Below are 22,229 nucleotides of genomic sequence, written 5' to 3'. Positions count from 1 at the left end.
CATGCAGAACAAGCGCGGCATTTCCCAGGCCTTTGCCGCCCCGGCGGCTGCGCTGGAAATCCGCCCCGCCACGGTGTTTGACGTCTTTGCCATGAGCAGGGTTCTCCTCGCCTCGATCCGCGATCTGTGCCAGGCCGACCACGGCGGCGATGACGTCCGGATCGCGGAGTGGACTGCCAACAAGACACCGGAGCAGATCCGCAGCTGGATCGGCGGGCCGGGGCGCTACTGGCTGGCGGAACGCGGCAGCGAGGCCGCAGCTGTGGGCGGCCTGGACCCGGATGGCACCATTTCGCTGCTGTATGCTGCGCCTGCTGCGGCGGGTCAGGGCGCCGGTGCCGCCCTGCTTGCCCATTTGGAAGCGGAGCTGCTGCGGAGCGGCCACAGCGAAGGCCGCCTGAACGCCACCCGAACGGCGCTGGGATTCTACCGCAAACACGGCTGGCAGGAGGCCGGGGCCGGCGGCGGATGCTGCGGCACGCCCTGCATTGCAATGCGCAAGCGCCTGAGCTGAGGCCTGCGCTAGCATCAGGGGCCGCTGACGGCGCGCTTCAATTGCGTCCAATTGCACCGGCTTGCGCATAATTCTTGAGGCCGCGCCGCCATGGGGCTATGCGGGGGCCAAAGGAGATCCCGATGCCGCAGTTTCTGAACACCGCCGATGCAGGTTTTGAACAGTCCTTCACCGCACTGCTGGGCGCCAAGCGCGAGGACAGCCCGGATGTGGACGCCATCGTGGCCGGGATCATTGCCGACGTCCGCGCCCGCGGCGATGCGGCGCTGGTGGAGCTGACGGCGAAATTCGACCGGCTGGAGCTGGAACCGGCGCAGCTGCGGATCTCTGACGCAGAAGTGGATGCAGCCATTGCCGATGTCCCGGCGGAAGAACGCACCGCACTGGAGCTGGCAGCAGAGCGCATCCGTGCCTATCACGGCCGCCAGATGCCCGAGGATGCGCAGTGGACGGACGGCAGCGGCGCAACGCTGGGCTGGCGATGGTCGGCGGTTTCGGCTGCCGGGCTTTATGTGCCGGGCGGGCTGGCCTCCTACCCGTCCTCGGTGCTGATGAATGCGATCCCGGCCAAGGTGGCGGGGGTTTCGCGGCTGGCAGTAACTGTGCCGGCCCCGGACGGGCAGATCAACCCGCTGGTGCTGCTGGCAGCTCGGATCTCGGGTGTGGATGAGATTTACCGCGTCGGCGGGGCACAGGCAGTGGCGGCCCTTGCCTATGGCACCGAGAGCATCGCGCCGGTCGACAAGATCACCGGCCCCGGCAACGCCTTTGTCGCAGCCGCCAAGCGGCGGGTGTTCGGCAAGGTCGGCATCGACATGATCGCTGGCCCGTCGGAAATCCTGGTGATCGCGGACAAGGACAACAACCCGGACTGGATCGCATTGGACCTGATGAGCCAGGCCGAACACGACGAAAGCGCCCAGTCGATCCTGATCACTGATGACGAGAGCTTTGGCCGCGCAGTGGCGGAGGCGGTGGACAAGCGCCTGGAAACGCTGGAGCGCCGCGCCATTGCCGGCGCCTCGTGGCGCGAATTCGGCGCGGTGATCACCGTGCGGGATCTGGATGAGGCGGCAGCGCTGTCGAACCGCATCGCGCCGGAGCACCTGGAACTGTGTGTCACGGACCCGGTGGCCCTGAGCGGGAAAACCATCCATGCCGGCGCCATCTTCCTGGGCCAGTACACGCCTGAAGCCATCGGAGATTACGTCGGCGGCCCGAACCACGTGCTGCCGACAGCGCGCTCGGCCCGGTTCTCCTCCGGCCTGTCGGTGATGGATTTCCTCAAGCGCACAACGCTGAGCCAGTTGACCCCGGACTCGCTGCGCGCAATCGGCCCCGCGGCCGAGGTGCTGGCGAAAAGCGAAAGCCTGGAGGCGCACGGGCTGTCCGTCACCGCGCGGCTGGATGCGCTGAACGGCTAAACAGCGGAGGGGCGCTGCCCCTCTGCACACGCCACGCATTCTTCCCGGGGCATTCCGGACCAGAAAGACGCGGTCAGCAGGTCAGTAGTGGGCGGTATAGCCCCCGTCCACGGCCAGCACCTGCCCTGTGATGTAGGACGCGGCCGGCGACGCCAGGAACAGGATGGCTGGGGCCAGTTCCTCCGGCTCGCCCCAGCGGCCCAGCGCGGTTGCGTTCCTGAGCTTCTCTGAAATCGCCGGATCCGCGGCAGCGGCCATGTTGGGCGCGGTCTTGAAGAAGCCCGGGGCGATGGCGTTCACGGTGATCCCTTTGGGGCCCAGCTCTGCCGCCAGCGCCCGTGTCATGCCGTTGATTCCAGCCTTGGCGGTCGTATAGGCCGCATCGCCGGATTGCGCGATGAGGCCCGCAATCGAAGAGATGTTGATGATCCGCCCCCAGCCCTTGGGCGCCATTTGCGCGGCAGCCATCTGAGACAGGCGGAACGGCGAAACGAGGTCGACCTCCCACAGCGTTTGCAGATCGGTTCGGGTAAACTCCGGCAGGCTGCGCCGGTCGCGCTGGCCGACATTGTTGACCAGGATATCCAGCCCGCCTGCTGCCGCGATCTGTGCCATCGACCCGGTGACGGCATTTTCATCCGCGATGTCCAGCACCAGAGGCCGGGCGGTGCCGGGCATCCGGGCGAGCGCGGCATCGACCCGCTCCCGGCTGCGGCCATTGACCCAGACCTCGGCCCCCGCCTCTGCCAGCAGGCGGGCGGCAGCGAAGCCCAGTCCGGCCGTGGAGCCGGTCACCAGCGCGCGCCGGCCGGTGAGGGAAAACTGTTCAAGACCTGTCATTTCTCTGCCTCCTGCCGGCGGCAGCCTGGGGCGGGCGGGCGCGGCCTGTCAAGCACTGCCGCAAACGGCCAGGATATTGACGCCCGCTGCTGCATTGCCCCAGGCACGGCGGTGCGATACTCATGGCCGGACGCCCCTGCGCATATCAGAGACAAAGACCCATGAGCCGCATCAGCCATATCGAACTGGACGACCGCAACCTGCCGCCCCCGACACCCGAGATCGAGCAGGAGCGCAAGGTGGCGATCTATGACCTGATCGAAGACAACAGCTTTGCCCTGCCGCAGCGGGAGGACCGCGATATCCCGGCCGGCCCCTACCACCTGGGGCTGGCGATCCGCGACAAGCGGCTGGTCTTTGACATCAATACCGAAGCCGGTGAGAAGGCTGCCGAGTTCCACCTGTCGCTGTCGCCCTTCCGGCAGGTGGTCAAGGACTACTACCAGATCTGCGAGAGCTACTTCACCGCGGTGAAAACCCTGCCGCCCAGCCAGATCGAGACCATCGATATGGCGCGCCGCGGTATCCACAACGAAGGCAGCCGGGTGCTGCAGGAACGATTGGAAGGCAAGGCCGAGGTCGACACCGACACCGCCCGGCGCCTGTTCACCCTGATCTGCGTCCTGCATTTCGGAGGCTGACGCGTGGAGGAGCTGCCGCAGTCCGTTCTGTTCTGTTGCGACCACAATTCGGTCCGCTCTCCGATGGCGGAGGGCATCATGAAGAAATTCTACGGCACCGGCACATATGTGCAGTCCGCCGGTGTCAAGAACGACATGGAGATTGACGGCTTCTCTATCGCGGTCTGCCAGGAAATTGACGTTGAGCTGTCGCGTCACCGCTCGCGCTCATTCGACGAGATGGAGCGCTGGGGCGATGACCTGTCGTCATTCGATCTGGTGGTGGCGCTATCGCCTGCCAGCCAGCGCCGGGCGCTGGAGCTCACCCGCTTTTTTCACCTTGATGTCGAATATTGGCCGATTATGGACCCTACCGGGCTCGGCGAGACGCGGGAAGCCAAGCTAGACGTTTACCGGCAAACACGGGACCAAATCATCCAGCACCTGAAGAACCGCTGGGGTGAACCGACGGAGAGAACATGACCGACACCATCGCGCGCTATTTCACAGCCTTCAACGCCGGCGACACGGACACCATGCTGGACTGCCTGGACGAGCAGATTGCCCATCACGTCAATGAGGGCAAAATCCGCGTCGGCAAGGAAAAATTCGCGGAATTCTGCGCCCATATGAGCCGCTGCTACAAGGAAGAGCTGACCGATATGGTGATCTTTTCCAGCGAGGACGGCACCCGCGCCGCGGCGGAGTTCATCGTCAACGGCACCTACCTGGTGACCGACGAAGGCCTGCCGGAAGCCAAGGGCCAGACCTACCGCCTGCCGGGCGGGTCGTTCTTTGAGCTGAAGGACGGCAAGATTTCCCGCGTTACCACCTATTACAATCTGGCGGACTGGATCGCCCAGGTTTCCGCCGGATGACCATCCGGGTCGAAGCGATGACCGGCGCGGCGCTGGAGGCCGCGCTGGACGATGTGGCGGGCCTGCGGATCAAGGTGTTCCGCGCCTGGCCGTATCTCTATGACGGCGATCCGGGGTATGAGCGGGATTATCTGCAAAGCTACCGCGACAGCGAACGGGCGGTGGTGGTCGGCGCCTTTGACGGCGGTACCCTGGTCGGCGCCTCCACCGGCGCGCCGCTGGCTGATCACGCCGATGACTTCGCCGCTGCCTTTGAGGGCACCGGCGTTGATCTGAACGATGTCTTCTACTGCGCCGAATCCGTGCTGCTGCCGGAGTACCGCGGGCATGGCGTCGGCCACGGGTTCTTTGACGCGCGCGAAGCCCATGCCCGCAAGCACGGGTTCAGCAAGACCGCATTTTGCGGCGTGCAGCGCCCGGCGGACCACCCGCTGCGGCCCGCGGACTACGCGCCGCTGGATCCGTTCTGGCGCAAGCGCGGCTATGCCCCGCTGGAAGGTGCCATCGCGCATTTTTCCTGGAAGGACGTGGATCAGGCGGAAGAGACCCGCAAACCGCTGCAGTTCTGGATCCGGGATCTGTGAAAAAGCAGGCGCCTAAGCGGGCGCCTGTCTTGTTTTATCACACGCCTTCGGGGCGCGCGGCCTGGAGTTCCTCCAGCGCGATTTTCTGCTGGGCGGCATAAAGCTTTACGGAATCGCGGGCATCATCGAAGGTGCGCTTGGCTGCCGTCACCGCCCTGCCGGCAGCAACATACTCCTTCTTGTTGTAATCTTCCTGCTTGAACTGCTTGTAGTTCTCAGCCAGCTCCTTGAACAGTTTGGGCAGAGCGCCTTTCACGTTCTTTGCGTGGGCGTCGATCTTGAAGGCCTTGGTCAGGTCGCGGATGCCCTTGTCTGCCTGGGCTTCGATCTTGGAGCGGTCCGCGCCCTCCTTGTGGTAGGCGGATTTCCAAGCCTTCTTGATCGCTTCCAGCTTGTTCAGCGCGGCGTTCACATCCTTAGAAATGTCCAGGCAGGCGGCTTCGATCTTCTTGCCGCGCACCTCAGCCGCCTTGATTTCCTTGAGGATCAGCTTGCGGGTTTCTTCGTGCTCTTTCTTGAGCTTGGCCAGATGCTTGTCGGTTTCCTCATTAGCCTTTTCGCGCTTCAGCTGCTTTTTCATCTGCTGCTGTTTGATCTTGTCTGCATTGCGGGCCAGCTCTGCCGCCGCGTTCTCGCGTTTTTCGATCTGCTTTGCATAGGCCAGGCACAGGTCCTTGCTATGGGACTGCAGCTTGCCGCATTTGCCGCGCGCTTTCAGCATTGCGTTGGCCAGCATGCTGAAGGCCTGAACAATCTCCGGCATGTTGTCCAGATCCGCCTTGGCCGGATCACCCGACGGGGGCACGCCCAATTTCTCCAGCAGATCCATATGCTTGCCAACACCGCTGCCCTTACAGGCCCCGGCGCGGTACTCTCGCCAGAATTTGGTGCGGAAACCTTTCTTAGGAATATCGGCGATAACGCCTTTCAGGCTCTTGTCATCAAGCTTGGTTGCCAAGGGGGGGTCCTCTTTCAAAGAATAAATCGATGAGCTGCGCCAGAGAATGGCCAAATGGCCGCGCATCACCAAGATGCATCGCAGGTCTCGGCCGTTTCCGTTGCAAAAATGCGCATCCCTGCCGGAGGTTTTCACCGTCTTGGGCGGCACCGGCCGCAATCGGGGCACCTCAGGAACTTGCGCCAGGACCAGATGCAGGGCAATTCTGCCGGTGGGCCGCACAGGGATGCGGCTGCTGACTGCCGGAGAAACCGAATGAAAATCGCCACCGCCGCCTATCCGCTCGACTGGCTCGACAACTGGGCACAGTATGAGGACAAGCTGGCCGCCTGGGTGGCGGAAGCAGCCGGAAACGGTGCCCAGTTGCTGGTGTTCCCGGAATACGGCGCGATGGAGCTGTCGACACTGGACGGGGCTACGGTGGCCGGCGATCTGGAACAGTCGATCCATTCGGTGTCAGAGAAGATGGAGGACGCGGCTGCGCTGCACCTGAAACTGGCCGCCGAACATGGGGTGCATATCCTGGGCGCCTCTGCGCCGGTGAACAGCGGGTTCGACAGGCCGGTGAACCGGGCGGAGCTATACACGCCGGCGGGCAAGCGGGACCATCAGGACAAGCAGATCATGACCCGGTTCGAGCGCGAGGACTGGGGCATCACGGGCGGCGGCCCGCTCAAGATCTTCGACACCGCACTGGGCAGAATCGGGGTGCTGATCTGTTATGACAGCGAGTTCCCGCTTCTGGGCCGCGCGCTGGCGGAGGCGGACGTGATTCTGGTGCCCTCCTGCACCGAGGCGCTGGCCGGATACTGGCGGGTGCGCATCGGCGCGATGTCGCGGGCGCTCGAAAACCAATGCGTGACCGCCATGGCCTCTATAACCGGGGCCAACGAATGGTCCGAAGCGGTCGACATGAACACCGGCACAGGCGGCATTTTCGGCCCGCCGGACAAGGGCTTCCCCGGCACCGGCGTGCTGGCGGAAGGCACGCTGAACCAGCCCGGCTGGACCTATGCCGAGGCCGACCTGGAGGCCATCGACCATGTGCGGGCCGATGGCGGGGTGCTGAACCGGCTGCATTGGGAGGAGCAATTGCCGCGGGTAAAATCGGTCGCAAAGGCGGATCTTTACTGATTGAGCCTTGAAATATTGGAAAAATGACCCCATTTAAGCGCACGTCCCGCAGTTTGCGGGTTAACCCAATGATGGAGACAACATGGCCAAGGAAGATACGCTCGAATTTCCCGGTGTCGTGAAGGAACTCCTGCCTAACGCGACGTTTCGGGTCGAGCTTGAGAACGGCCATGAGATCATCGCGCATACGGCAGGCAAGATGCGCAAGAACCGCATCCGTGTTCTGGCTGGCGACAAGGTTCAGGTGGAAATGACCCCCTATGACCTTACCAAGGGCCGGATCAACTACCGCTTCAAGTAAGCGGTTGATCTGGAAGAAATACCAAGGCCCGGCGCTCCGCCGGGCTTTTGTTTTGAGGCGGCCTGGAGGCCGCTGCCTCCGGCGGGAATATTTCTGGAAAGATGAAAGGGCGCAGCGCTCTTTTCACGCTGCCAGTTTTCGCCGTATTACAGGCGCAAACCGGTAAGAGGGCTTTGGCATGGCATTTATCCTTGGATCTGGCAGCCCCCGGCGGCTGCAGTTGCTGGCGCAGCTGGGCGCGCATCCGGACGAGGTGCGCCCGCCGGAGATTGACGAGACGCCGCAGAAGGGCGAACTGCCGCGCGCCTATTGCACCAGGGTAACGCGGGAGAAAACCCAGGCTGTTTCTGCCGGGCCGGAGGATCTTGTGCTCTGCGCGGACACCACCGTCGCCCTTGGCCGCCGCATCCTGGGCAAACCCCGGGACGCGGGCGAGGCGGCGGAGTTCCTGCTGGCCTTGTCCGGCCGCCGCCACCGGGTGATCACCGCCGTTGCCGTGCGCCGCGGGGACCGGGTCTGGGAAAAGGACGTGGTCAGCCAGGTGAAGATGAAAAACCTCTCCGACGAGGAACTGAACGCCTATCTCGCCACCGGCGACTGGGAGGGCAAGGCCGGCGCCTATGCCATCCAGGGACCGGCGGGCGCCTTCATTCCATGGATCAGCGGTTCCTTCACCGGCATCGTCGGGCTGCCGCTGTCTGAAACTGCAAACCTGCTGCGCGCCGCCGGGCTGCCGCTCTATCAGGAGGCCGCCGCATGAAGGGCCGCACCATCATTCTCGACCACATCCAGGACCGCGAAGCCGCTGCGCTGATGGTGGACGGCAAGCTGGAGGATTTCCTGATCGAAAGCGACGCCCCTGCCCCCGGCACCATCTACCGCGCCCGCGCCGACCGGCCGGTCAAGGGCCAGGGCGGCATGTTCCTGACCACCCCGGACGGGCCCGCCTTCCTGCGCCAGGTCAAGGGGCTGGCACCGGGACAGATGATCCTGGTGCAGGTTTCCGGCTACGCCGAACCGGGCAAGGCTATTCCGGTGACTCAGAAGCTGCTGTTCAAGAGCCGCTATGCCATTGTCACGCCCGAGGCGCCGGGGCTGAACATCTCGCGCAGCATCCGCGACGAGGACGAGCGCGACCGGCTGCTGGAAATTGCGCATGAAGAGATGGACGGGTCGGGCTATGGCCTGATCCTGCGCTCGGCCTGTGCTGGTGCGGACAGCGGGGACATCGCCGAGGATGTAGCCGCCATGGCGGCAATGGCAGCGCAAGTGATGCAGGATGACGGTTCCGGGGCTGAGGTCCTGGCCGAAGGCGACACCCCGCATCTGCTGGCCTGGCGCGATTGGGTGGAGCCTGCGGATGTGGAGCGCGACCCCGGCGGGTTCGAGCGCCTAGGCGTGCTGGACGCGCTGGACATGGCGCAGGGCATCCGCGAGCCGCTCCCCGGCGGCGGCTTTCTGTTCATCGAGCCGACCCGCGCCCTGGTGGCGGTGGATGTGAACACCGGGTCGGACGTATCGCTGGCGGCAGGTGTCAAAGCCAATATGGCCGCCGCCAGGGCCCTGCCCCGCGCCTTGCGGGTGCGCGGCCTGGGCGGCCAGATCGTTCTGGACCTGGCACCGATGCCGAAGAAGGACCGGCGCGGATTTGAAACCGCGCTGCGGGCGGCCTTTAAGGCCGACTCCGAGGAAACCGTTCTGGCCGGCTGGACCACCCTCGGCCACTACGAATTGCAGCGCAAACGCGGCCGCCCGCTGCTGCAGGAGGTGCTGAAATGAGCTGTCCGATCTGCGGCGGGGAATCGCAGAAGACCTACCGGCCCTTCTGTTCCAAGCGCTGTGCCGATATCGACCTCGGGAAATGGCTGACCGGCGCCTATTCGGTGCCCAGCCAGGACCCGGAAGACATTGAAAACGCTTTGGAAGAAGCGGAACGCGCTCAAGCCCCGGAAGAAAAAACGCACCAAACCCGTCATTAGCGATTTTCTTTAAAAAACCCTCTGGACACCGCCGCGCCCAGAGCATAGAAGGCCCCCACCCAAGGCGATCAGCCTTCCCGTGCCCGGGTAGCTCAGGGGTAGAGCAGTGGATTGAAAATCCTCGTGTCGGTGGTTCGATTCCGCCCCCGGGCACCATCGCTTTCATACCAATGCCGTTTGGAGCGATAAGATACTCAATATCTCCTACTAGTTTTACGTCGCGCTTTGTGGGGTCGTCTTTCGGATAGACTATAACAGCGTCTATCAAGCTGCGTATGGCGGTCTGCACCTCTTTGCGTGCCAATATGCCGTCCAATTTGCCAAACTCATTAATGGCCCGTTGCAACAACTTCTTGTACTCAGGTGCCGACACCTTTGGGTCAACGAACTCTTGCTTTGGGAGAATGGCGAGCTCGGCCTTACATTCGCGCTCCTGTCTATCAAGCGCGAGCAACCTGTCACGAATCACTTTAGGTTCTACGCCAGATTCGAGAAGCTCAAGTAGCCCACCTCGCCCTCGTTCGATGTCGGCTAGTCGCGCCCGTTCCGGCGATTTCCGACCAGACGCGGCTGACATAGGATTTTGCGGCTGGTTTTCTGTTTGGCTGGACGAAGAGCGGCCTTTGTTCCTGTTCGGCCTTGTTCCGGAGGGCATCGAGGTACTTCGGGTCGTTGTCCTGCAGGATGAGCGCATCGATGAAACACGACATCCGAGGCGGGATCGAAGCCGGAAAGGAGCATCGACCATCCAGAAGCGCGGTCTTTCCGGGCTTGAAGTGGCGGAATCTGTACCGATCACGCTCCCAGAACAGTGTATTGCCAAAGGCAATGCGATCCCAGTCCCGGCGCAATGGAAGGATGGCCGGAAGACCAAGTGCCGCAGCACGATTGCGCAATATGTGACGCTTCCCGGGACTGTGGGAATTCCCAGCCTTGTCCAACAATGCAAACGCCTCCCGAATAACGTCAGGAGGCCCGCCAAGCCCATGCATTCTCTCGTATTTCAGCTGGGTCACAGCAAGTTCCTCATCTCGCAATGTTGCCAGCGTCTTTTTCAGCGCCGCGCACAGTTCTTCCAGGTAGGTGCCAAGGAGGCGGGCAGAGCGTTCCAGTTCCTCCCATGTCGCTCGCAGGGTAGCCGGGCGGAGCAGCGCTCCCGTGCGTTCGCTGATCCGGGTCGAAATGTCGCCATAGAAAGCGGTGAGGCCCTCCTGGTGAAGCTCCTCGGCCAGTCCATCCCGGCGCAAAACGAAAATGTACTGGCCGAGCTTTTGGATCATCCTCTTCAGGATATCCAATGAGGGCGCGCTCGGATCGCCGCCAATGCGCCGGTTTCTCAACTGTTCCAAAAAGCCGCGCCAGTTTTCGGGCAATTCCTCCGGCGGAACGGACACCGTTCGCTCGTATGATGGCCGTCCTTTGCTGTCGGTTCCACGAAACGTTTCCTTTGCCTCGGCGATAGGCAGCGCAGCTTCGACCAGGGCGAGGTTCGGATCTTCTGGATCGAATACGGACAGTCCGGCGCTGAGTCTCCGCAAGTCATCCGCTCCCCCGGCGAGGTCGGCCCAGGCCAGGAAATCCTCATAGGCAGGCTGCGTCAGTCCGAAATGACCGATATGGTCAAAAAAACCGCCCAGCGCGCGCAACACATCAAGGTTCAGCGCATCAATGGCGGGATACTTTGAATGCAATGGTACCGCTTTAGCACCTGCAATGCCCGGATGTTCTTGCTCCGAAGAGGTTCACTGGCGGCCCGGTCCAAGAGCAGTTCGATATTCCGGAGTTCGAGGTGCAGGGGCTCGATATTCAACTCTCGAGCCCGGTCCGCAAAGGCCGCGATCGCGCCAACCTCGCCAGTATGGATTGGGCCGCCACCTTTCGACAATGCCGTCATCAGTTCGAGCAACGGAAGCCACCCGTCGTGACGCGCCTTTCGTTCCTTCTCCTTCTCCACATCACCGAGGGTATATTCGATGCGCCTGCGAACCTTGTTGCGCCATTTGTTAAAGGCCGAAAGGCTTTTCCAGAAATTCCGGTCCTGACCAGGCACCTGCCTATGGGACTTGGCCAGGGCAAACAGTTCGTCGAACCATTCGACGGAAGCCGGCAATTCGTTGAGCGGCTTCGCAAAGAAGTCAGAGAGGCGTTTGATGGCTTCGAGACAGGCCCGCTATCTGTCTGGTTCTTTCACGCTTTGAGCAAGGAAGGACTCCCAGCCATCTGCATCGATGCGCGCCATGCAAAGGCCGCGCTCGACATGGCCCCGAACAAGACCGACGCGAACGACGCCAACGGCCTCGCGCAATTGGCCGAGGTCGGGTTCTACCGCGAAGTGCGGGTGAAGGGTTTCGACAGCATGCTGACGCGAACACTGGTGGCGGCACGCACCCGGCTGGTCCGGATTGCGACCGAGCTCTCCAACCAGATCCGGGGTCTGATGAATACCTTCGGGCTGGTTGTCCCGCGCAGAAAGGGTGGTCGGTTTGAGGAAGAGGTCCGCCGTCTGCTCTCCGACCAGGAAGACCTCGCCAGTATCTTTATGCCGGTCCTGGAGGCTTGGCGTAGCGTCCGCACCCGGGCCGCGGAACTCACGCGGCAAGTTCTGGCCACAGCCCGGCAGAGCGATGCCTGCCGATTGCTGATGTCGATTCCTGGCATCGGCGCAATTACAGCGTCCGCATTCGTGACAGCTATCGAGGAACCGGAGAATTTCCGAAAGTCGCGTTCGGTCGAGGCCTGGCTGGGCTTGACGACCCGCCGTTACCAGTCCGGCGAAGGCGACTACGGCGGTCACATCTCCCGGCGCGGCGACGCCCATTTGAGAGGTCTGCTCTACGAGGCCGCAACCGTGGTCCTGACGCGAACCCGCGTCGACAGCGATCTGCGTCATTGGGACTACGTCTACGGGAAACCATCGGTTTCAAGCGCGCTGCCGTCGCAGTGGCCCGCAAACTGGCCGTCATCATGCACGCGATGCTGAAATCTGGCGAGCCCTTCCAACGGGCGGCTGTCGCTCCGACATGAAAAGAGATCGGCGACTCTGACCGCGCTGAAGCAACACGAGACGTCTCCGCCGGGACGTGGGGAGAGCCATTCCGCTGAGGCTGTTGCACCTGCTGGCCACCTGGTCCGAAGCGTGCGTTTCACACATTGGAAGGCTCAACCGCGAAGCCCCATCATGCGGCGGCCGATGCCGACCGCGAAGACAACACTGCCCCCGGCAATGGTGACGGCCTGCCACCAGACAAAAGGCTTGCAATACGAGGTGCGATTAGTTAACAACCTCTGTCGTCCTTTTGTACGTATTGTCGCTGCGCGCGCAGAATGCTGCATCTGCTCGGTGGGCACAACGGGCTCGGAGCCGACCTCAGATGCAGTGCGGCATCAGGCTCACCCAAGGCAGGATTGAAGGCACAGTCGGCCCTGAGCCGCCGTTGATCATCACCCTCCACCGCTGCGGTGCGGCCCGCCAATCCAGACTTTCGCTGCACCCGCGAAATTTCAGAGGTAGCGAATTCACAGTCTGCGGGAGTTCCGGACATTCGCCTGCGCAGCAGGTTGCACCAAACCCCTTGTTCATCGCCAAGGGCAACTGGACTTATTCGGCCTCTGCCTGGCAGACAAATCTTTGCAGCACACTGAACTGCTGACCCGATCAGACCGTCTCCAGCGGCACCGGGACCGGTGTGCCGGTTAGCGGGTCGGGATGGATTTCGACAGGCAGGCCATAGACCCGTTCGATCAGCTCCCCGGTCAACACCTGTTGCGGCGTGCCATGCGCTACCACGCGGCCCGCATTCATGACCACGATTTCATCGGCATAGCGGGCCGCCTGCGGGATATCGTGCAGCACCGTGATGCAGCTCCGCCCTTCGCGGGCCAGGCTGCGCATCAGTCTCAGCACCTCAACCTGGTGGCGGATGTCCAGCCAACTGGTCGGCTCGTCAAACAGCATCGCAGGGGTGTCTTGGGCCAGAACCATAGCAATGAAGGCCCGCTGACGCTGACCGCCGGACAGGGCCGCCAGCTTGCGTCCGGCAAGATCCTCCAGCCCCATCCGGGTAATGGAACGGTCCACAAGAACCCGGTCGGCGGCATCACCGATGCCCAGCAGGTTCTGATGCGGGGCGCGGCCATAGCCTACCAGATCAGCCACGGTGACCCCGGGCGGCACTTCATTGTCCTGCGCTAACAGGGCGAGCCGCCGGGCCAGTGCGCGGGGGGACAGGCGCGCAATGTCTTCACCGCCAACGCGGATCCGCCCGCTCTCCGCCCTGAGCTGCCCGGATACCGCCTTGAAAAGGGTAGACTTGCCGCAGCCGTTCGGGCCGATCAGCGCGGTCAGCTTGCCAGCGTCAAAGCGTAAACTTGCGGGGTGGAGGCGGAAAGACCGGTAGCCTGCCACGAGGTTTTCAAGCTCGATCATCCGGTGCCTCTCTGACTACGGCTCTCTGTTACAAGAAGCCAAATGAAAAACGGCGCGCCCAGAAGCGCCGTGATGATACCGGCTGAAATCTCGACCGGCGGCGCAATGGCGCGGCCGACGGCATCAGCCCCCGCGCAGAAGATCGCGCCGGTCAGCGCCGCGGCAGGCAGCAGCGGCCAATGGCGGCCGCCGACCAGGCGCATGGCGATATGCGGCGCCATCAGGCCGACAAAGCCGATGACCCCGACAACGCTGACGGACATGGCGGCCAGAAGGACTGCCACGAGAAAGGCCGCGCCGCGCTCCAGCCGGTTGCGCGCCCCAAGCGCCGCCGCACGGGCGGGGCCGAGGTATTGCAGATCCAGCCGGAAGCTGAGAAGGAAGGCCAGTAAGATCAGCGCGGAGAGTACCGGCGCGGCAGCGGTAAAATGCGTCCAGCCGCGGCCCCAAAGGCTGCCTGTCAGCCAGATCATCGGCGCTGAAAATTCAGGCCCGGTCTGGGTGACCAGCAGGAATTCAACCGCAGCATCCAGCGCAAACCCGGTTGCAACGCCGATCAGGGTCAACCGGGCGGCATCCGCCTGTCCCCGGCTGGCCATGATCCAGACCAGACCGCCAGCCGCAAGTCCACCCACTGCTGCCGCATAGGGGGCCAAACCGTTGGCGTGCGCGGGCAGGATTAATGTGCAACTGAGAACCGCGAAGGCGGCGCCGGAATTGATGCCGGCGATTTTCGGGCTTGCCAGCGGATTGCGCAGCAGCGACTGGATCACCGCCCCGGAGACAGCGAGCGAGGCACCGGTGAGGGCGGCCAGAAGGGTGCGGGGCAAGCGCAGGTTGAAGATTATGAAATTCTGACGGGGCCCCTCAATGCCAAACAGCGTGTTCCATAGGACGCTGGCAGGGATGGGAACTGCTCCGCTGGTCAGACCGAACAGCAGGACAGCAGTCAGAATAATCGAGAGACAGATCAGGGTGCAGGAAGTGCGGCGGCCGCCGAAACGGTGATAGGGTAAAGGATCAGCGCGCATTGCCTGCTCCTTTGCCGCTGAGAGCTGCCGCCAGAAGCCAAGGCGCGCCGATCAGGGCCACAACCACGCCTACCGGAATCTCCGCCATGCCCGGCCACAATTTCGAGAGCGCATCGGCCCAGGCCATTAGTCCAGCTCCCAGAAGCGCGGCCAGCGGCACCAGCCGCCGGTAATCCGGGCCTGCCAGGCTTTTCGCAAGATGGGGCACCACAAGTCCGGCAAACGCGATGGGGCCCGCCACGGACACGCTGACCCCGGTCAGAATGGCTGCTAAACCCGTGCCGGCGGCCAGCGTTCGGCGCGGGTCCGCGCCCAGCCCGTGACTGGCGGCCTGTCCCAATGACATCAGATTGAGCCGGTGCGCCAGGGCAAGGGCCGCGCCGACGCCTGCCACCGCGACCAGAGCCAGCCGCACTACGGCATCCATCCGCACCCCGGCAACATCGCCGACTGTCCAGCGCACGATCTGGCGCGACACGTCGTCCTCCAGCGTATAGCCGAGACGCACTGCGGCAAACCCAAGCGCGCCCACGGCAATCCCGCCCAAAATCAGGCGCATCGCATCGATACGCCCGGAAAATGCCCCCGAAATAGAAAAGGTCAGAGCTGCCGCGGCAAGGGCGCAGAACGTCGCCAGCAGCGGCAATGGCACTGCTGCAAACCCGGGCGCCGCCACCCCCAGCACAATCCCCAGCGCCGCCCCCTGGTTGATTCCAAGCAGGCCCGGCGAAGCCAGGTTGTTGCGTGTCACCGCTTGCAGGAGCAGCCCGGCCACCCCAAGATTGGCGCCCAGCAGCACCGCCGACAGGGTGCGCGGCACTCGAATATCGCGCATGGTCTGTTCGGCCAGTGTCGCCTCAGCGCCCCGGAACAAACCTGACAGATCGGCAAGTCCGACATCACTGCGCCCGCCTGTGGCCAGCGAAAGCCCGGTGCCTCCCGCTATGGCTGCACATCCGGCCAGCACCCAGAATACCCGGTCCCAGCGCAACGTATGCCTTTCGCCGGCCTGGATCACACTGCGGGCCCCGTTCACTGGAGCGACTTTGCGATGGCCAGAAGATCTGCTGCGGACTGTTCGGCGGTCAGCATGCCCCGCGACCGGGACCAGAGATCGGAGGAAACTTCAAAGACATTTCCATTCCGGACCGCTTCAAGCTGCTGCCAAAGTGCTTCGGACGCCCAGGCCTGATCAATCGTATCCCCCTCGGCAGGTTTGCCCAGGATCAGAATCGCGGGATCGGCTTCCGATAACTGCTCAAGCGTCACAGGCTGGTAGAGAGCGCCGTAGGAGCTGCCTTCCGTCTCTGGCCCGGCTGCCCCGAAGCCGAGAGCAGCCAGCAATGTGCCAGCATAGGATTGCGGGCTGTGCAGCCAGAGTCCTCGGCTGCTGGCGACCCCGAATTGCGCGGGACGGCCATTGGCTGCGGCCGCGATTTGCTCACGTATCGCGCTCATCCGCACAGCGTGACCGGCCTGAAATGCAGCCATTTCCTCAGCCCGGCCCACCGCTGCGCCGATACGGGCAGCCTGAGACAGCACATCTTCGTATCCGCCAGTCAGGCTGTCATAGAAGATTACCGGAGCAATCTGTTCCAGCGTGCTGCGGATAGCCCCGTGCCGGGCGGTGTCTGCAATGATCAGATCAGGCTGCAGCGCGGCGATCACTTCCAGGCTCGGGGTCTTGCGGGTGCCGACGCTGATCCAGCTGTCCCCGGTCAGTTCCCGCAGCACAGGCTGGATGCGCTCCGGCTTGTTGTCATCCGCGACGCCCACCGGCTTCAACCCGGCCGCGGCCAAGGCATCGAGAAAGGAGAATTCCAGCACAATGACCCTTTCAGGCGCATCCGGTACATGTGCCGTGCCAAGCGCATGAACCACTTCGCGCGCCTGAGCGGCAGCAGTGGCGAGACCAAGAACGATGGCAAGAATGAAACAGCGCATGTAACCGGGTCCATAGCTCGTTTGCATATCTGGCTCGCCGGGGGGCTGGCTGATGGCTGCTGCAGTTACAGGCAAGGCCATCCGCCGTCAAAGTCTTTTTGTCGGAAATGCTGTTGTGCAGAATATCCGCGGGCGCGCACGGCCATTAGCAGCCTGTAAAAAAGTTTTTTTGTCAGGATTGACGGCGCGGGGGCTGCCACCTATGAGAGCCGGGACCCAGCCAAGCGGCAGCCCGTCAAGCCCGGTTGCATCAGGACCATGTGAACCGCGGCGAATACAGCCAAGCAAAAGACAGAGAGACCTGCCGGCCGCCCCATGCTCACGGGTGCCGGCCGACGCAAAGAATGCGCTGACTAACTCCTGCAAGCAGTTCTTCCGGATGCGAATTTCGATCGGAACGAGGAACATGAAAATGCGAACCACTCACGCAGGAAATACTTACATACGGCCAGAGCGGTCTCTTGGCTCACCAGTCAGCACCTTGGGACTTCTAATGCTTTCAGCCGCAAGCCTGGGGATGCCGGCGGCTCTGCATGCGCAATCAGCCAATCAGACGGACGCCGAAGTCCTGGAACTGGAAGCCATAACTGTCGACGGCAGCTGGCTCGGCGATTCCACGGAAGTAGAGGTCAAGCGTTACCCGGGCGCACGTGATATCCTGTCTGAAAAGGACCTCCACCAGCAGGGCAACCGGACGCTGGACGATGCGCTGCGCAAGGTTCCCAGCGTCCGTGTCGAAGACGAGACCGGCACCGGCGTACTGCCCAACATCGGGATCCGCGGCCTCAACCCGCTGCGCAGCGAGCGGGTCATGATGCTGCTGGACGGTATCCCGCTGGCGCTGGCGCCTTACACCGGGACCGGGCTCTCGCTGTTTCCGGCCAGCCTGGAAACGATCGCCCGGGCCGACATCGTCCGCGGCGGCGGCGCTGTCCGTTTCGGCCCGAACAATGTGAGCGGTGTGATCGATCTGATCAGCAAGCCGATCCCGCAAGAGCTCTCCGGCACCGCCAAGCAGAAATTCATCGTGGATGAACGCACCGGCAATCTGCTGAGCGACACCTACTTCCGGTGGGGCGGCTTCGTGTCTCCCGATTTCGGTCTTCAGGCGCAGGTCAACGCCGTGACTGGCAACGGCGGCCGGGAGCATTCCGGAACCGATGTCCTGAACGTCATGGTTGATGGTGAGTGGCTGATTGATGACCAGAGCAGCCTGAAGGGCCGCCTGCAGTATTACGATGTGGACGCGGAACTGCCCGGGGCACTGTCGCCACAGGCCTACGAACAGGATCCGAGCCAATCAACGCGCCCGCATGATGCCTTCGATGCAAAAACCCTGCGCGCCTCGCTGACCTATGACCGCCAGATCGGAAGCAACGGGGAATTTCATTGGGTAAACTTCGCGCATAAATCGGACCGGACCTTCGATTTCGGCCAGCCGTTCGACCCGGACACCCCGGCAACCGACGTGGCCAGCAGCCCGCGCGAATTCACAGTGTACGGCACCGAACCGCGCTACACGCATCTGTTCCACACCGGCAATGCTTCGCACAAGCTGGTGGTCGGGGCGCGATACGTGCGCGAAGAGGTCGATTTCGCCGTCGACCGCACCAATCTCGCCACCGGCTCCACCACGGCCGCACGGGACTGGTACTTCAAAACCGACGCCTATGCTGCTTACATTAGCGACACGGTTTCGCTGATGAATGACCGGCTGGAGATCACCCCCGGCCTGCGCTACGAATCCGTCGAAACCGATTTCAGCGACCGCATCAACAATACTGCGTCGGGCAACCGCACCACCGAGCTCCTGCCTGGCCTGGCGGTTGGCTTTCAGGCCTCGGACAGCGTTTTCCTGTTCGCCAATGCCAACAAGTCCCTGCGCGTTCCGCAGGTTGCGCAGGTGACCCGCGGCGCGCCGGTCAGCAACGAACTGGCGTGGAATTACGAACTGGGGATGCGCTATGAGCCAACCTCGGACATCAGCCTCAGTGCTGCGCTGTTCCGGATCGATTTCTCCGACCAGATCGAGTTTGACCGCTCCAGCCTGCAGTTCCAGAACCTGGGCGAGACTCGCCACCAGGGCGTTGAACTGACCGCCGCGTGGCAGCCCTATACCGTGCCGGGCTTGTCGCTTAAGGCGAATTACACGTTGACCGATACCGAGCAGCTTTCGGGGCAATTTGCGGGCAATGAAGTGCCCTACGCCTCGGACCATCAGTTCAATGTGGCGGCTGAGTACGAGCTGGACAGCTGGGCCTTCGGCCTCAATGGCCACTACCGCAGTGCTGCTTTCAGTGACGCCGCCAATACGCAGGTTGAAACGGCCGATGGCTCAGCAGGCCCTCTGCCGTCTGCGTGGGTGTGGAACCTGCAGGCATCCAAGGAACTCGGCATATCCAACCGGAATGTCCGCCTTACCGCAGCGATCAACAACCTCTTTGATGAGGATTATTACACCCGCGGTGTTGATGTGAGCCCCATCGGCCGGGTTGCTCAGCCTGGTCGCAGCTTTGTTGTTGCCGTTCAAGCTGACTTCTAATCAGCGCTCCAGAAAAAAACACCATCTCCGGTCAGGCCGCCACTTTCCCATTGTTCGTGGAAGCCGCGCCTGGCCGGCACCTATTGATCGGTCCCAACCTCATGTTCCCCGACGGGGAACAGTTCCGGAAATCAACTTGCGGAACTCTTGGTCTTCAGCAGCCTGTTCCAGAAGGTGATGACGCGGCAAACATGCTGGAGGTTGCCATTCTTACAGTGCCATCACTGTTAACGCGATCCAGCGACGGCAGTACATTGGCGCGCTATGCGCGCCTTATCTATCTGGCTGCAACCGAACCTAAGTGCGACCGCGCGATTTCGTGGCCCTCGGTAGCGGTGCGACTGTCGTTTATGGCTGGGCGCTCTCCGCGTCCCCGCGGCTTACTTGTCCCGCTTCAAAGGAAAAGCAACGACCTTGGGATCGGTGCCCATCTGTTCCGGACGCCTCCCTGCCAGGCCGTCAGGACTGGTTTCCTCGTCGTCGCCGAAAATCGCCGCCAGTAGTCCGCTCTTGTTTTCCAGGTTGCCCGCAACCCGGTTGCTGAATTCCAGCTCAAGCGATGAGGAGGTTTCACTCTTTTCCCTAGGACCTTCAGTCGGATCACTCATCATTTACTCCCAGCCTCCCGTTTTTGCCCGTCTCGCCCATGCCAGCACACGCCGGGTGGTGTCCACCCCATTGCGAAAATGCTTGCGGAGAATCCGGCTAATGTCCAGCAGCGGCTGCAGATACAGGACCTGCAAACTTGCCGCTGCACTGTGTTCAGAAGCATCCAGCCCGAATTGCAGATCCTCTTCCCCATGCGACAGGTGCAGTGAATTGAACATCCAGTCCCAGATGGCCAGTGCTGCGCCGAAATTCTTGTCGAAATGCCGCTCCGCCACCGAGTGGTGCAGCTGGTGCTGGGCCGGGGAAATCAGGAAGTGCTCAAGCCAGGGCCAATAGCTGATGCGGATATGGGAATGGCGCAGGTTCGACCCGGTGACATGGAAAAGGAACACCAGCACATTGACGCCGACCACGGTGTAGAGGCTGACAGCATCCCCGAACAGGTAGTAGAACACCGGGATTACACTGCCCTGCGCCAGGACCCCGCGAAGCGTGTGCAGCACTCCCTCCAGCGGATGCACACGGTAGACTGTTACAGGGGTCAGCGTGGTGGCTGAATGATGCACCTTGTGAACAACCCACAGCCTAAATGAACGCCGGAATGTCAGCTTTCTCAGATGGCAGCACGAGATCTCGCACCCGCCGAGAAGGTCCGCAAACCGCCCTTCCTGCCAGGGTGGCGCGATCGGCCCATTCCTGACCTTGGTAACAGCATCCTGATGCTGCGGTGCAGCCCGCCGTTTCTGCCGTTAGCCGCGACCGCGAGGTCCTGGAGCCGGTGCACTCGCACAGTGCGGGACTTTCCGGACTTTTTCTGCAGGCGCAGCCAAGACGATCCTGCCCGTTTGCTTTGAACAGAAATGCGGACGTCGCAACGAGTGGCCGCAGAACTAAAAGCGGCCGTTAAGCGGACTGACCTGAGTAGTGGTTTTAACGCATTTGACAAGCTGCAATCAAACCAACTGAGTTGATTGGCTGCATACCCTCTGCGATGCTGAAGGTGTTCAACAATTCTTTGGGACTTTTTGAAATGTCACTTCAAATACGCGCGTCTGTATGCGCGTTAACTCTGGCTTTGGCGTCTTCGCCCGCCCTGTCGCAGGACGGCGCACCCACCCTTTTCACCAATGTGAACGTCTTTGACGGCGTCAATGAAACGCTGATCGAAAACGCCAATGTGGTGGTGACGGGTAACCTGATTACCGAGATTTCCACTGAACCGCTTGCTGTGGCCGGCGGACATGTCATCGATGGCGGCGGGCGCACCATGATCCCTGGCCTTATCGACGCGCACTGGCATACCTCCTATTGCTGCGCCGCGCAAAGCACAGTGGTCACTGGCGATATTCTGGAAGTGGCCATCCGCGGCGCTCTCGGGTCCGAGGCAACCCTGATGCGCGGCTTCACAACCGTGCGCGACGTAGGCGGCAACCCCTTCGCCACAAAAAAGATGATCGACGCGGGCGAAATTCCCGGCCCACGGATTCTGCCGTCCGGCCCGCCTATTGGCCAAACCGGCGGGCATTTTGACTACCGCCCCTACCAGGCAGTGCCGACAAACCCGGCAGATTCTCAATGGTACTGGTATAGTACCGGTCTGATGGCCATGGCCGACGGTGTGGATGAAGTCATCAAGCGCACCCGGGAAGTCATGCGCATGGGCGCCTCGCAGATCAAGATCTCGGGCGGGGGCGGTGTATCCTCGGTCTATGACCCGCTGGACGTGCGCCAGTACACCATGGAGGAGCTGGAAGCCTTTGTTGAGGTGGCTGACACGTACAACACCTATGTCGCCTCGCATATTTTCACTGACGAGGCCGCGCAGCTGGCAATCAAAGCCGGTGTGAAGTCCATCGAACACGGCTTCCTGATGACCGAAGAAACCCTTCAGATGATGAAGGAGCACGATGTCTGGCTCAGCATTCAGCCGCTGCTTGACGACGAGGACGGGTTTTCCTTCGACGATCCGGGCAGCCAGCAGAAATGGATCGCTGTGACGGATGGCACCGACACGATCTACACCAAGGCCAAGGAAGCTGGCGTGAAGATCGCTTTCGGCACAGACATCCTGTTTGACCCTGCCCTGGCGGAACGGCAAGGGGCCTTCCTGGCGAAACTGCAACGCTGGTTCACGCCTTATGAAGTGATGAAAATGGCCACCTCGGTCAACGCAGAGCTGCTGGAGCTTGCAGGGCCCCGGCACCCCTATCAGGCCGGCGCGCTGGGGGTGATTGAAAAGGGGGCTTATGCGGACCTGATCCTGGTCGACGGCAACCCGCTGGCAGACATCAGCCTGGTTGCCGATCCGCACGAAAACTTCGACCTGATCATGAAGGACGGCAAGATTTTCAAGAACAGCATGGAGTAACAGGCCGTTCTATCTCTCCACGGACCAATTAACATCTGACGTTAATGCGGCCCTTCCTTGCCGACTACGTGAAGGGC

At 62.3% G+C, this 22,229-nt stretch carries 23 protein-coding genes, 1 tRNA gene and 1 pseudogene; 15 read left to right on the top strand and 10 right to left on the bottom strand.

What is annotated here, in order from left to right:
* Window position 1 precedes the first annotated feature (1 nt).
* The gene (locus KUV26_RS16835) at window positions 2-514 is read left to right on the top strand and encodes a GNAT family N-acetyltransferase (protein WP_222509189.1); all 513 of its coding nucleotides are present in this window, start codon (window positions 2-4) and stop codon (window positions 512-514) included.
* 122 nt (window positions 515-636) lie between these two features.
* A complete protein-coding gene (gene hisD / locus KUV26_RS16830) occupies window positions 637-1,938 on the top strand; it encodes a histidinol dehydrogenase (RefSeq protein WP_222509188.1) in 1,302 nt (433 codons plus the stop codon).
* An 81-nt stretch (window positions 1,939-2,019) separates the two neighbouring features.
* On the opposite strand, the gene KUV26_RS16825 is transcribed toward hisD, so the two are convergent.
* Entirely contained in the window at window positions 2,020-2,778 is a 759-nt protein-coding gene (locus KUV26_RS16825; protein WP_222509187.1) for an SDR family oxidoreductase, read from the bottom strand.
* A gap of 161 nt (window positions 2,779-2,939) precedes the next feature.
* Here KUV26_RS16825 and KUV26_RS16820 point away from each other — a divergent pair, with 161 nt between their 5' ends.
* The 4 genes from KUV26_RS16820 to KUV26_RS16805 are packed head-to-tail and all read left to right on the top strand — an operon-like array spanning window position 2,940 to window position 4,860.
* Complete coding sequence (locus tag KUV26_RS16820; protein ID WP_174149000.1) at window positions 2,940-3,419, top strand: UPF0262 family protein; 480 nt, start codon at window positions 2,940-2,942, stop codon at window positions 3,417-3,419.
* Between the two features lie 3 nt (window positions 3,420-3,422).
* Window positions 3,423-3,881, top strand: a complete 459-nt coding sequence (locus KUV26_RS16815) for a low molecular weight phosphatase family protein (RefSeq protein ID WP_027236222.1) — start codon at window positions 3,423-3,425, stop codon at window positions 3,879-3,881.
* Window positions 3,878-4,276 (top strand): ketosteroid isomerase-related protein, encoded by a 399-nt coding sequence (locus KUV26_RS16810; protein ID WP_222509186.1) that lies wholly within the window; start codon window positions 3,878-3,880, stop codon window positions 4,274-4,276. The genes KUV26_RS16815 and KUV26_RS16810 overlap by 4 nt, the downstream gene beginning before the upstream one ends.
* Window positions 4,273-4,860: a GNAT family N-acetyltransferase gene (locus tag KUV26_RS16805; protein WP_222509185.1), complete on the top strand. Its 588-nt coding sequence runs from the start codon at window positions 4,273-4,275 to the stop codon at window positions 4,858-4,860. The genes KUV26_RS16810 and KUV26_RS16805 overlap by 4 nt, the downstream gene beginning before the upstream one ends.
* 37 nt (window positions 4,861-4,897) lie before the next feature.
* Here KUV26_RS16805 and KUV26_RS16800 read toward each other — a convergent pair whose 3' ends face one another.
* Entirely contained in the window at window positions 4,898-5,818 is a 921-nt protein-coding gene (locus KUV26_RS16800) for a hypothetical protein (protein WP_222509184.1), read from the bottom strand.
* Window positions 5,819-6,073: 255 nt separating this feature from the next.
* On the opposite strand from KUV26_RS16800, the gene KUV26_RS16795 reads away from it, so the two are divergent.
* The 6 genes from KUV26_RS16795 to KUV26_RS16770 all read left to right on the top strand — a co-directional run bounded on the left by KUV26_RS16795 (window position 6,074) and on the right by KUV26_RS16770 (window position 9,388).
* A complete protein-coding gene (locus KUV26_RS16795) occupies window positions 6,074-6,952 on the top strand; it encodes a carbon-nitrogen hydrolase family protein (protein ID WP_222509183.1) in 879 nt (292 codons plus the stop codon).
* Between the two features lie 82 nt (window positions 6,953-7,034).
* Window positions 7,035-7,253, top strand: coding sequence for a translation initiation factor IF-1 (gene infA, locus KUV26_RS16790; protein ID WP_005978431.1), 219 nt, complete (start codon window positions 7,035-7,037; stop codon window positions 7,251-7,253).
* 178 nt (window positions 7,254-7,431) lie between these two features.
* Entirely contained in the window at window positions 7,432-8,013 is a 582-nt protein-coding gene (locus KUV26_RS16785) for a Maf family protein (RefSeq protein ID WP_222509182.1), read from the top strand.
* The gene (locus KUV26_RS16780; protein WP_222509181.1) at window positions 8,010-9,032 is read left to right on the top strand and encodes a ribonuclease E/G; all 1,023 of its coding nucleotides are present in this window, start codon (window positions 8,010-8,012) and stop codon (window positions 9,030-9,032) included. The genes KUV26_RS16785 and KUV26_RS16780 overlap by 4 nt, the downstream gene beginning before the upstream one ends.
* On the top strand, window positions 9,029-9,232 hold the full coding sequence (locus tag KUV26_RS16775) for a DNA gyrase inhibitor YacG (RefSeq protein ID WP_222504752.1): 204 nt from the start codon (window positions 9,029-9,031) through the stop codon (window positions 9,230-9,232). The genes KUV26_RS16780 and KUV26_RS16775 overlap by 4 nt, the downstream gene beginning before the upstream one ends.
* Window positions 9,233-9,313: 81 nt before the next feature.
* Window positions 9,314-9,388: transfer RNA gene (locus KUV26_RS16770), tRNA-Phe, on the top strand.
* Window positions 9,389-9,729: 341 nt separating this feature from the next.
* Here KUV26_RS16770 and KUV26_RS16765 read toward each other — a convergent pair.
* Both KUV26_RS16765 and KUV26_RS16760 read right to left on the bottom strand, forming a co-directional pair.
* Entirely contained in the window at window positions 9,730-10,923 is a 1,194-nt protein-coding gene (locus KUV26_RS16765) for a hypothetical protein (protein ID WP_222509180.1), read from the bottom strand.
* Complete coding sequence (locus KUV26_RS16760) at window positions 10,890-11,282, bottom strand: hypothetical protein (RefSeq protein WP_222509179.1); 393 nt, start codon at window positions 11,280-11,282, stop codon at window positions 10,890-10,892. The genes KUV26_RS16765 and KUV26_RS16760 overlap by 34 nt, the downstream gene beginning before the upstream one ends.
* A 72-nt stretch (window positions 11,283-11,354) precedes the next feature.
* On the opposite strand from KUV26_RS16760, the pseudogene KUV26_RS16755 reads away from it, so the two are divergent.
* A pseudogene (locus KUV26_RS16755) lies at window positions 11,355-12,256 on the top strand (IS110 family transposase); the annotation flags it as partial.
* Between the two features lie 631 nt (window positions 12,257-12,887).
* Here KUV26_RS16755 and KUV26_RS16750 read toward each other — a convergent pair.
* From KUV26_RS16750 to KUV26_RS16735, 4 genes are read right to left on the bottom strand one after another with little or no spacing between them, the layout of a single operon-like run.
* On the bottom strand, window positions 12,888-13,658 hold the full coding sequence (locus KUV26_RS16750; RefSeq protein ID WP_222509178.1) for an ABC transporter ATP-binding protein: 771 nt from the start codon (window positions 13,656-13,658) through the stop codon (window positions 12,888-12,890).
* Window positions 13,655-14,689: a FecCD family ABC transporter permease gene (locus KUV26_RS16745; protein WP_222509177.1), complete on the bottom strand. Its 1,035-nt coding sequence runs from the start codon at window positions 14,687-14,689 to the stop codon at window positions 13,655-13,657. The genes KUV26_RS16750 and KUV26_RS16745 overlap by 4 nt, the downstream gene beginning before the upstream one ends.
* Window positions 14,679-15,725: a FecCD family ABC transporter permease gene (locus KUV26_RS16740; protein WP_222509176.1), complete on the bottom strand. Its 1,047-nt coding sequence runs from the start codon at window positions 15,723-15,725 to the stop codon at window positions 14,679-14,681. Before KUV26_RS16740 ends, KUV26_RS16745 begins: the two co-directional genes overlap by 11 nt.
* A complete protein-coding gene (locus KUV26_RS16735) occupies window positions 15,722-16,633 on the bottom strand; it encodes a Fe(3+) dicitrate ABC transporter substrate-binding protein (RefSeq protein ID WP_222509175.1) in 912 nt (303 codons plus the stop codon). Before KUV26_RS16735 ends, KUV26_RS16740 begins: the two co-directional genes overlap by 4 nt.
* 493 nt (window positions 16,634-17,126) lie before the next feature.
* Between KUV26_RS16735 and KUV26_RS16730 the strand changes: the two genes are divergently transcribed.
* The gene (locus KUV26_RS16730) at window positions 17,127-19,175 is read left to right on the top strand and encodes a TonB-dependent receptor family protein (protein WP_222509174.1); all 2,049 of its coding nucleotides are present in this window, start codon (window positions 17,127-17,129) and stop codon (window positions 19,173-19,175) included.
* A gap of 380 nt (window positions 19,176-19,555) precedes the next feature.
* On the opposite strand, the gene KUV26_RS16725 is transcribed toward KUV26_RS16730, so the two are convergent.
* Together KUV26_RS16725 and KUV26_RS16720 are read right to left on the bottom strand one after the other, a co-directional pair.
* Complete coding sequence (locus KUV26_RS16725; protein ID WP_222509173.1) at window positions 19,556-19,783, bottom strand: hypothetical protein; 228 nt, start codon at window positions 19,781-19,783, stop codon at window positions 19,556-19,558.
* Window positions 19,784-19,786: 3 nt separating this feature from the next.
* Window positions 19,787-20,368, bottom strand: a complete 582-nt coding sequence (locus KUV26_RS16720; protein ID WP_261399954.1) for a sterol desaturase family protein — start codon at window positions 20,366-20,368, stop codon at window positions 19,787-19,789.
* Between the two features lie 446 nt (window positions 20,369-20,814).
* Between KUV26_RS16720 and KUV26_RS16715 the strand changes: the two genes are divergently transcribed.
* Window positions 20,815-22,152, top strand: a complete 1,338-nt coding sequence (locus KUV26_RS16715; protein ID WP_222509172.1) for a metal-dependent hydrolase family protein — start codon at window positions 20,815-20,817, stop codon at window positions 22,150-22,152.
* The last annotated feature ends 77 nt before the right edge of the window (window positions 22,153-22,229 follow it).

This window comes from Leisingera daeponensis, from assembly GCF_019801465.1.
GTDB lineage: Bacteria > Pseudomonadota > Alphaproteobacteria > Rhodobacterales > Rhodobacteraceae > Leisingera > Leisingera daeponensis_A.
The sequence above is the reverse complement of the archived record's forward strand: the minus strand, read 5'-3'. Positions and strand labels throughout refer to the sequence as shown.

Bases quoted from the DNA above. Each gene is read 5' to 3' on its own strand.
- KUV26_RS16750 (WP_222509178.1), bottom strand. From the start codon at position 13,658: ATGATCGAGCTTGAAAACCTCGTGGCAGGCTACCGGTCTTTCCGCCTC.
- KUV26_RS16735 (WP_222509175.1), bottom strand. From the start codon at position 16,633: ATGCGCTGTTTCATTCTTGCCATCGTTCTTGGTCTCGCCACTGCTGCC.
- infA (WP_005978431.1), top strand. From the start codon at position 7,035: ATGGCCAAGGAAGATACGCTCGAATTTCCCGGTGTCGTGAAGGAACTC.
- KUV26_RS16820 (WP_174149000.1), top strand. From the start codon at position 2,940: ATGAGCCGCATCAGCCATATCGAACTGGACGACCGCAACCTGCCGCCC.
- KUV26_RS16825 (WP_222509187.1), bottom strand. From the start codon at position 2,778: ATGACAGGTCTTGAACAGTTTTCCCTCACCGGCCGGCGCGCGCTGGTG.
- KUV26_RS16745 (WP_222509177.1), bottom strand. From the start codon at position 14,689: ATGCGCGCTGATCCTTTACCCTATCACCGTTTCGGCGGCCGCCGCACT.
- KUV26_RS16715 (WP_222509172.1), top strand. From the start codon at position 20,815: ATGTCACTTCAAATACGCGCGTCTGTATGCGCGTTAACTCTGGCTTTG.
- hisD (WP_222509188.1), top strand. From the start codon at position 637: ATGCCGCAGTTTCTGAACACCGCCGATGCAGGTTTTGAACAGTCCTTC.
- KUV26_RS16780 (WP_222509181.1), top strand. From the start codon at position 8,010: ATGAAGGGCCGCACCATCATTCTCGACCACATCCAGGACCGCGAAGCC.
- KUV26_RS16805 (WP_222509185.1), top strand. From the start codon at position 4,273: ATGACCATCCGGGTCGAAGCGATGACCGGCGCGGCGCTGGAGGCCGCG.
- KUV26_RS16810 (WP_222509186.1), top strand. From the start codon at position 3,878: ATGACCGACACCATCGCGCGCTATTTCACAGCCTTCAACGCCGGCGAC.
- KUV26_RS16785 (WP_222509182.1), top strand. From the start codon at position 7,432: ATGGCATTTATCCTTGGATCTGGCAGCCCCCGGCGGCTGCAGTTGCTG.
- KUV26_RS16835 (WP_222509189.1), top strand. From the start codon at position 2: ATGCAGAACAAGCGCGGCATTTCCCAGGCCTTTGCCGCCCCGGCGGCT.
- KUV26_RS16795 (WP_222509183.1), top strand. From the start codon at position 6,074: ATGAAAATCGCCACCGCCGCCTATCCGCTCGACTGGCTCGACAACTGG.
- KUV26_RS16775 (WP_222504752.1), top strand. From the start codon at position 9,029: ATGAGCTGTCCGATCTGCGGCGGGGAATCGCAGAAGACCTACCGGCCC.
- KUV26_RS16730 (WP_222509174.1), top strand. From the start codon at position 17,127: ATGCTTTCAGCCGCAAGCCTGGGGATGCCGGCGGCTCTGCATGCGCAA.
- KUV26_RS16725 (WP_222509173.1), bottom strand. From the start codon at position 19,783: ATGAGTGATCCGACTGAAGGTCCTAGGGAAAAGAGTGAAACCTCCTCA.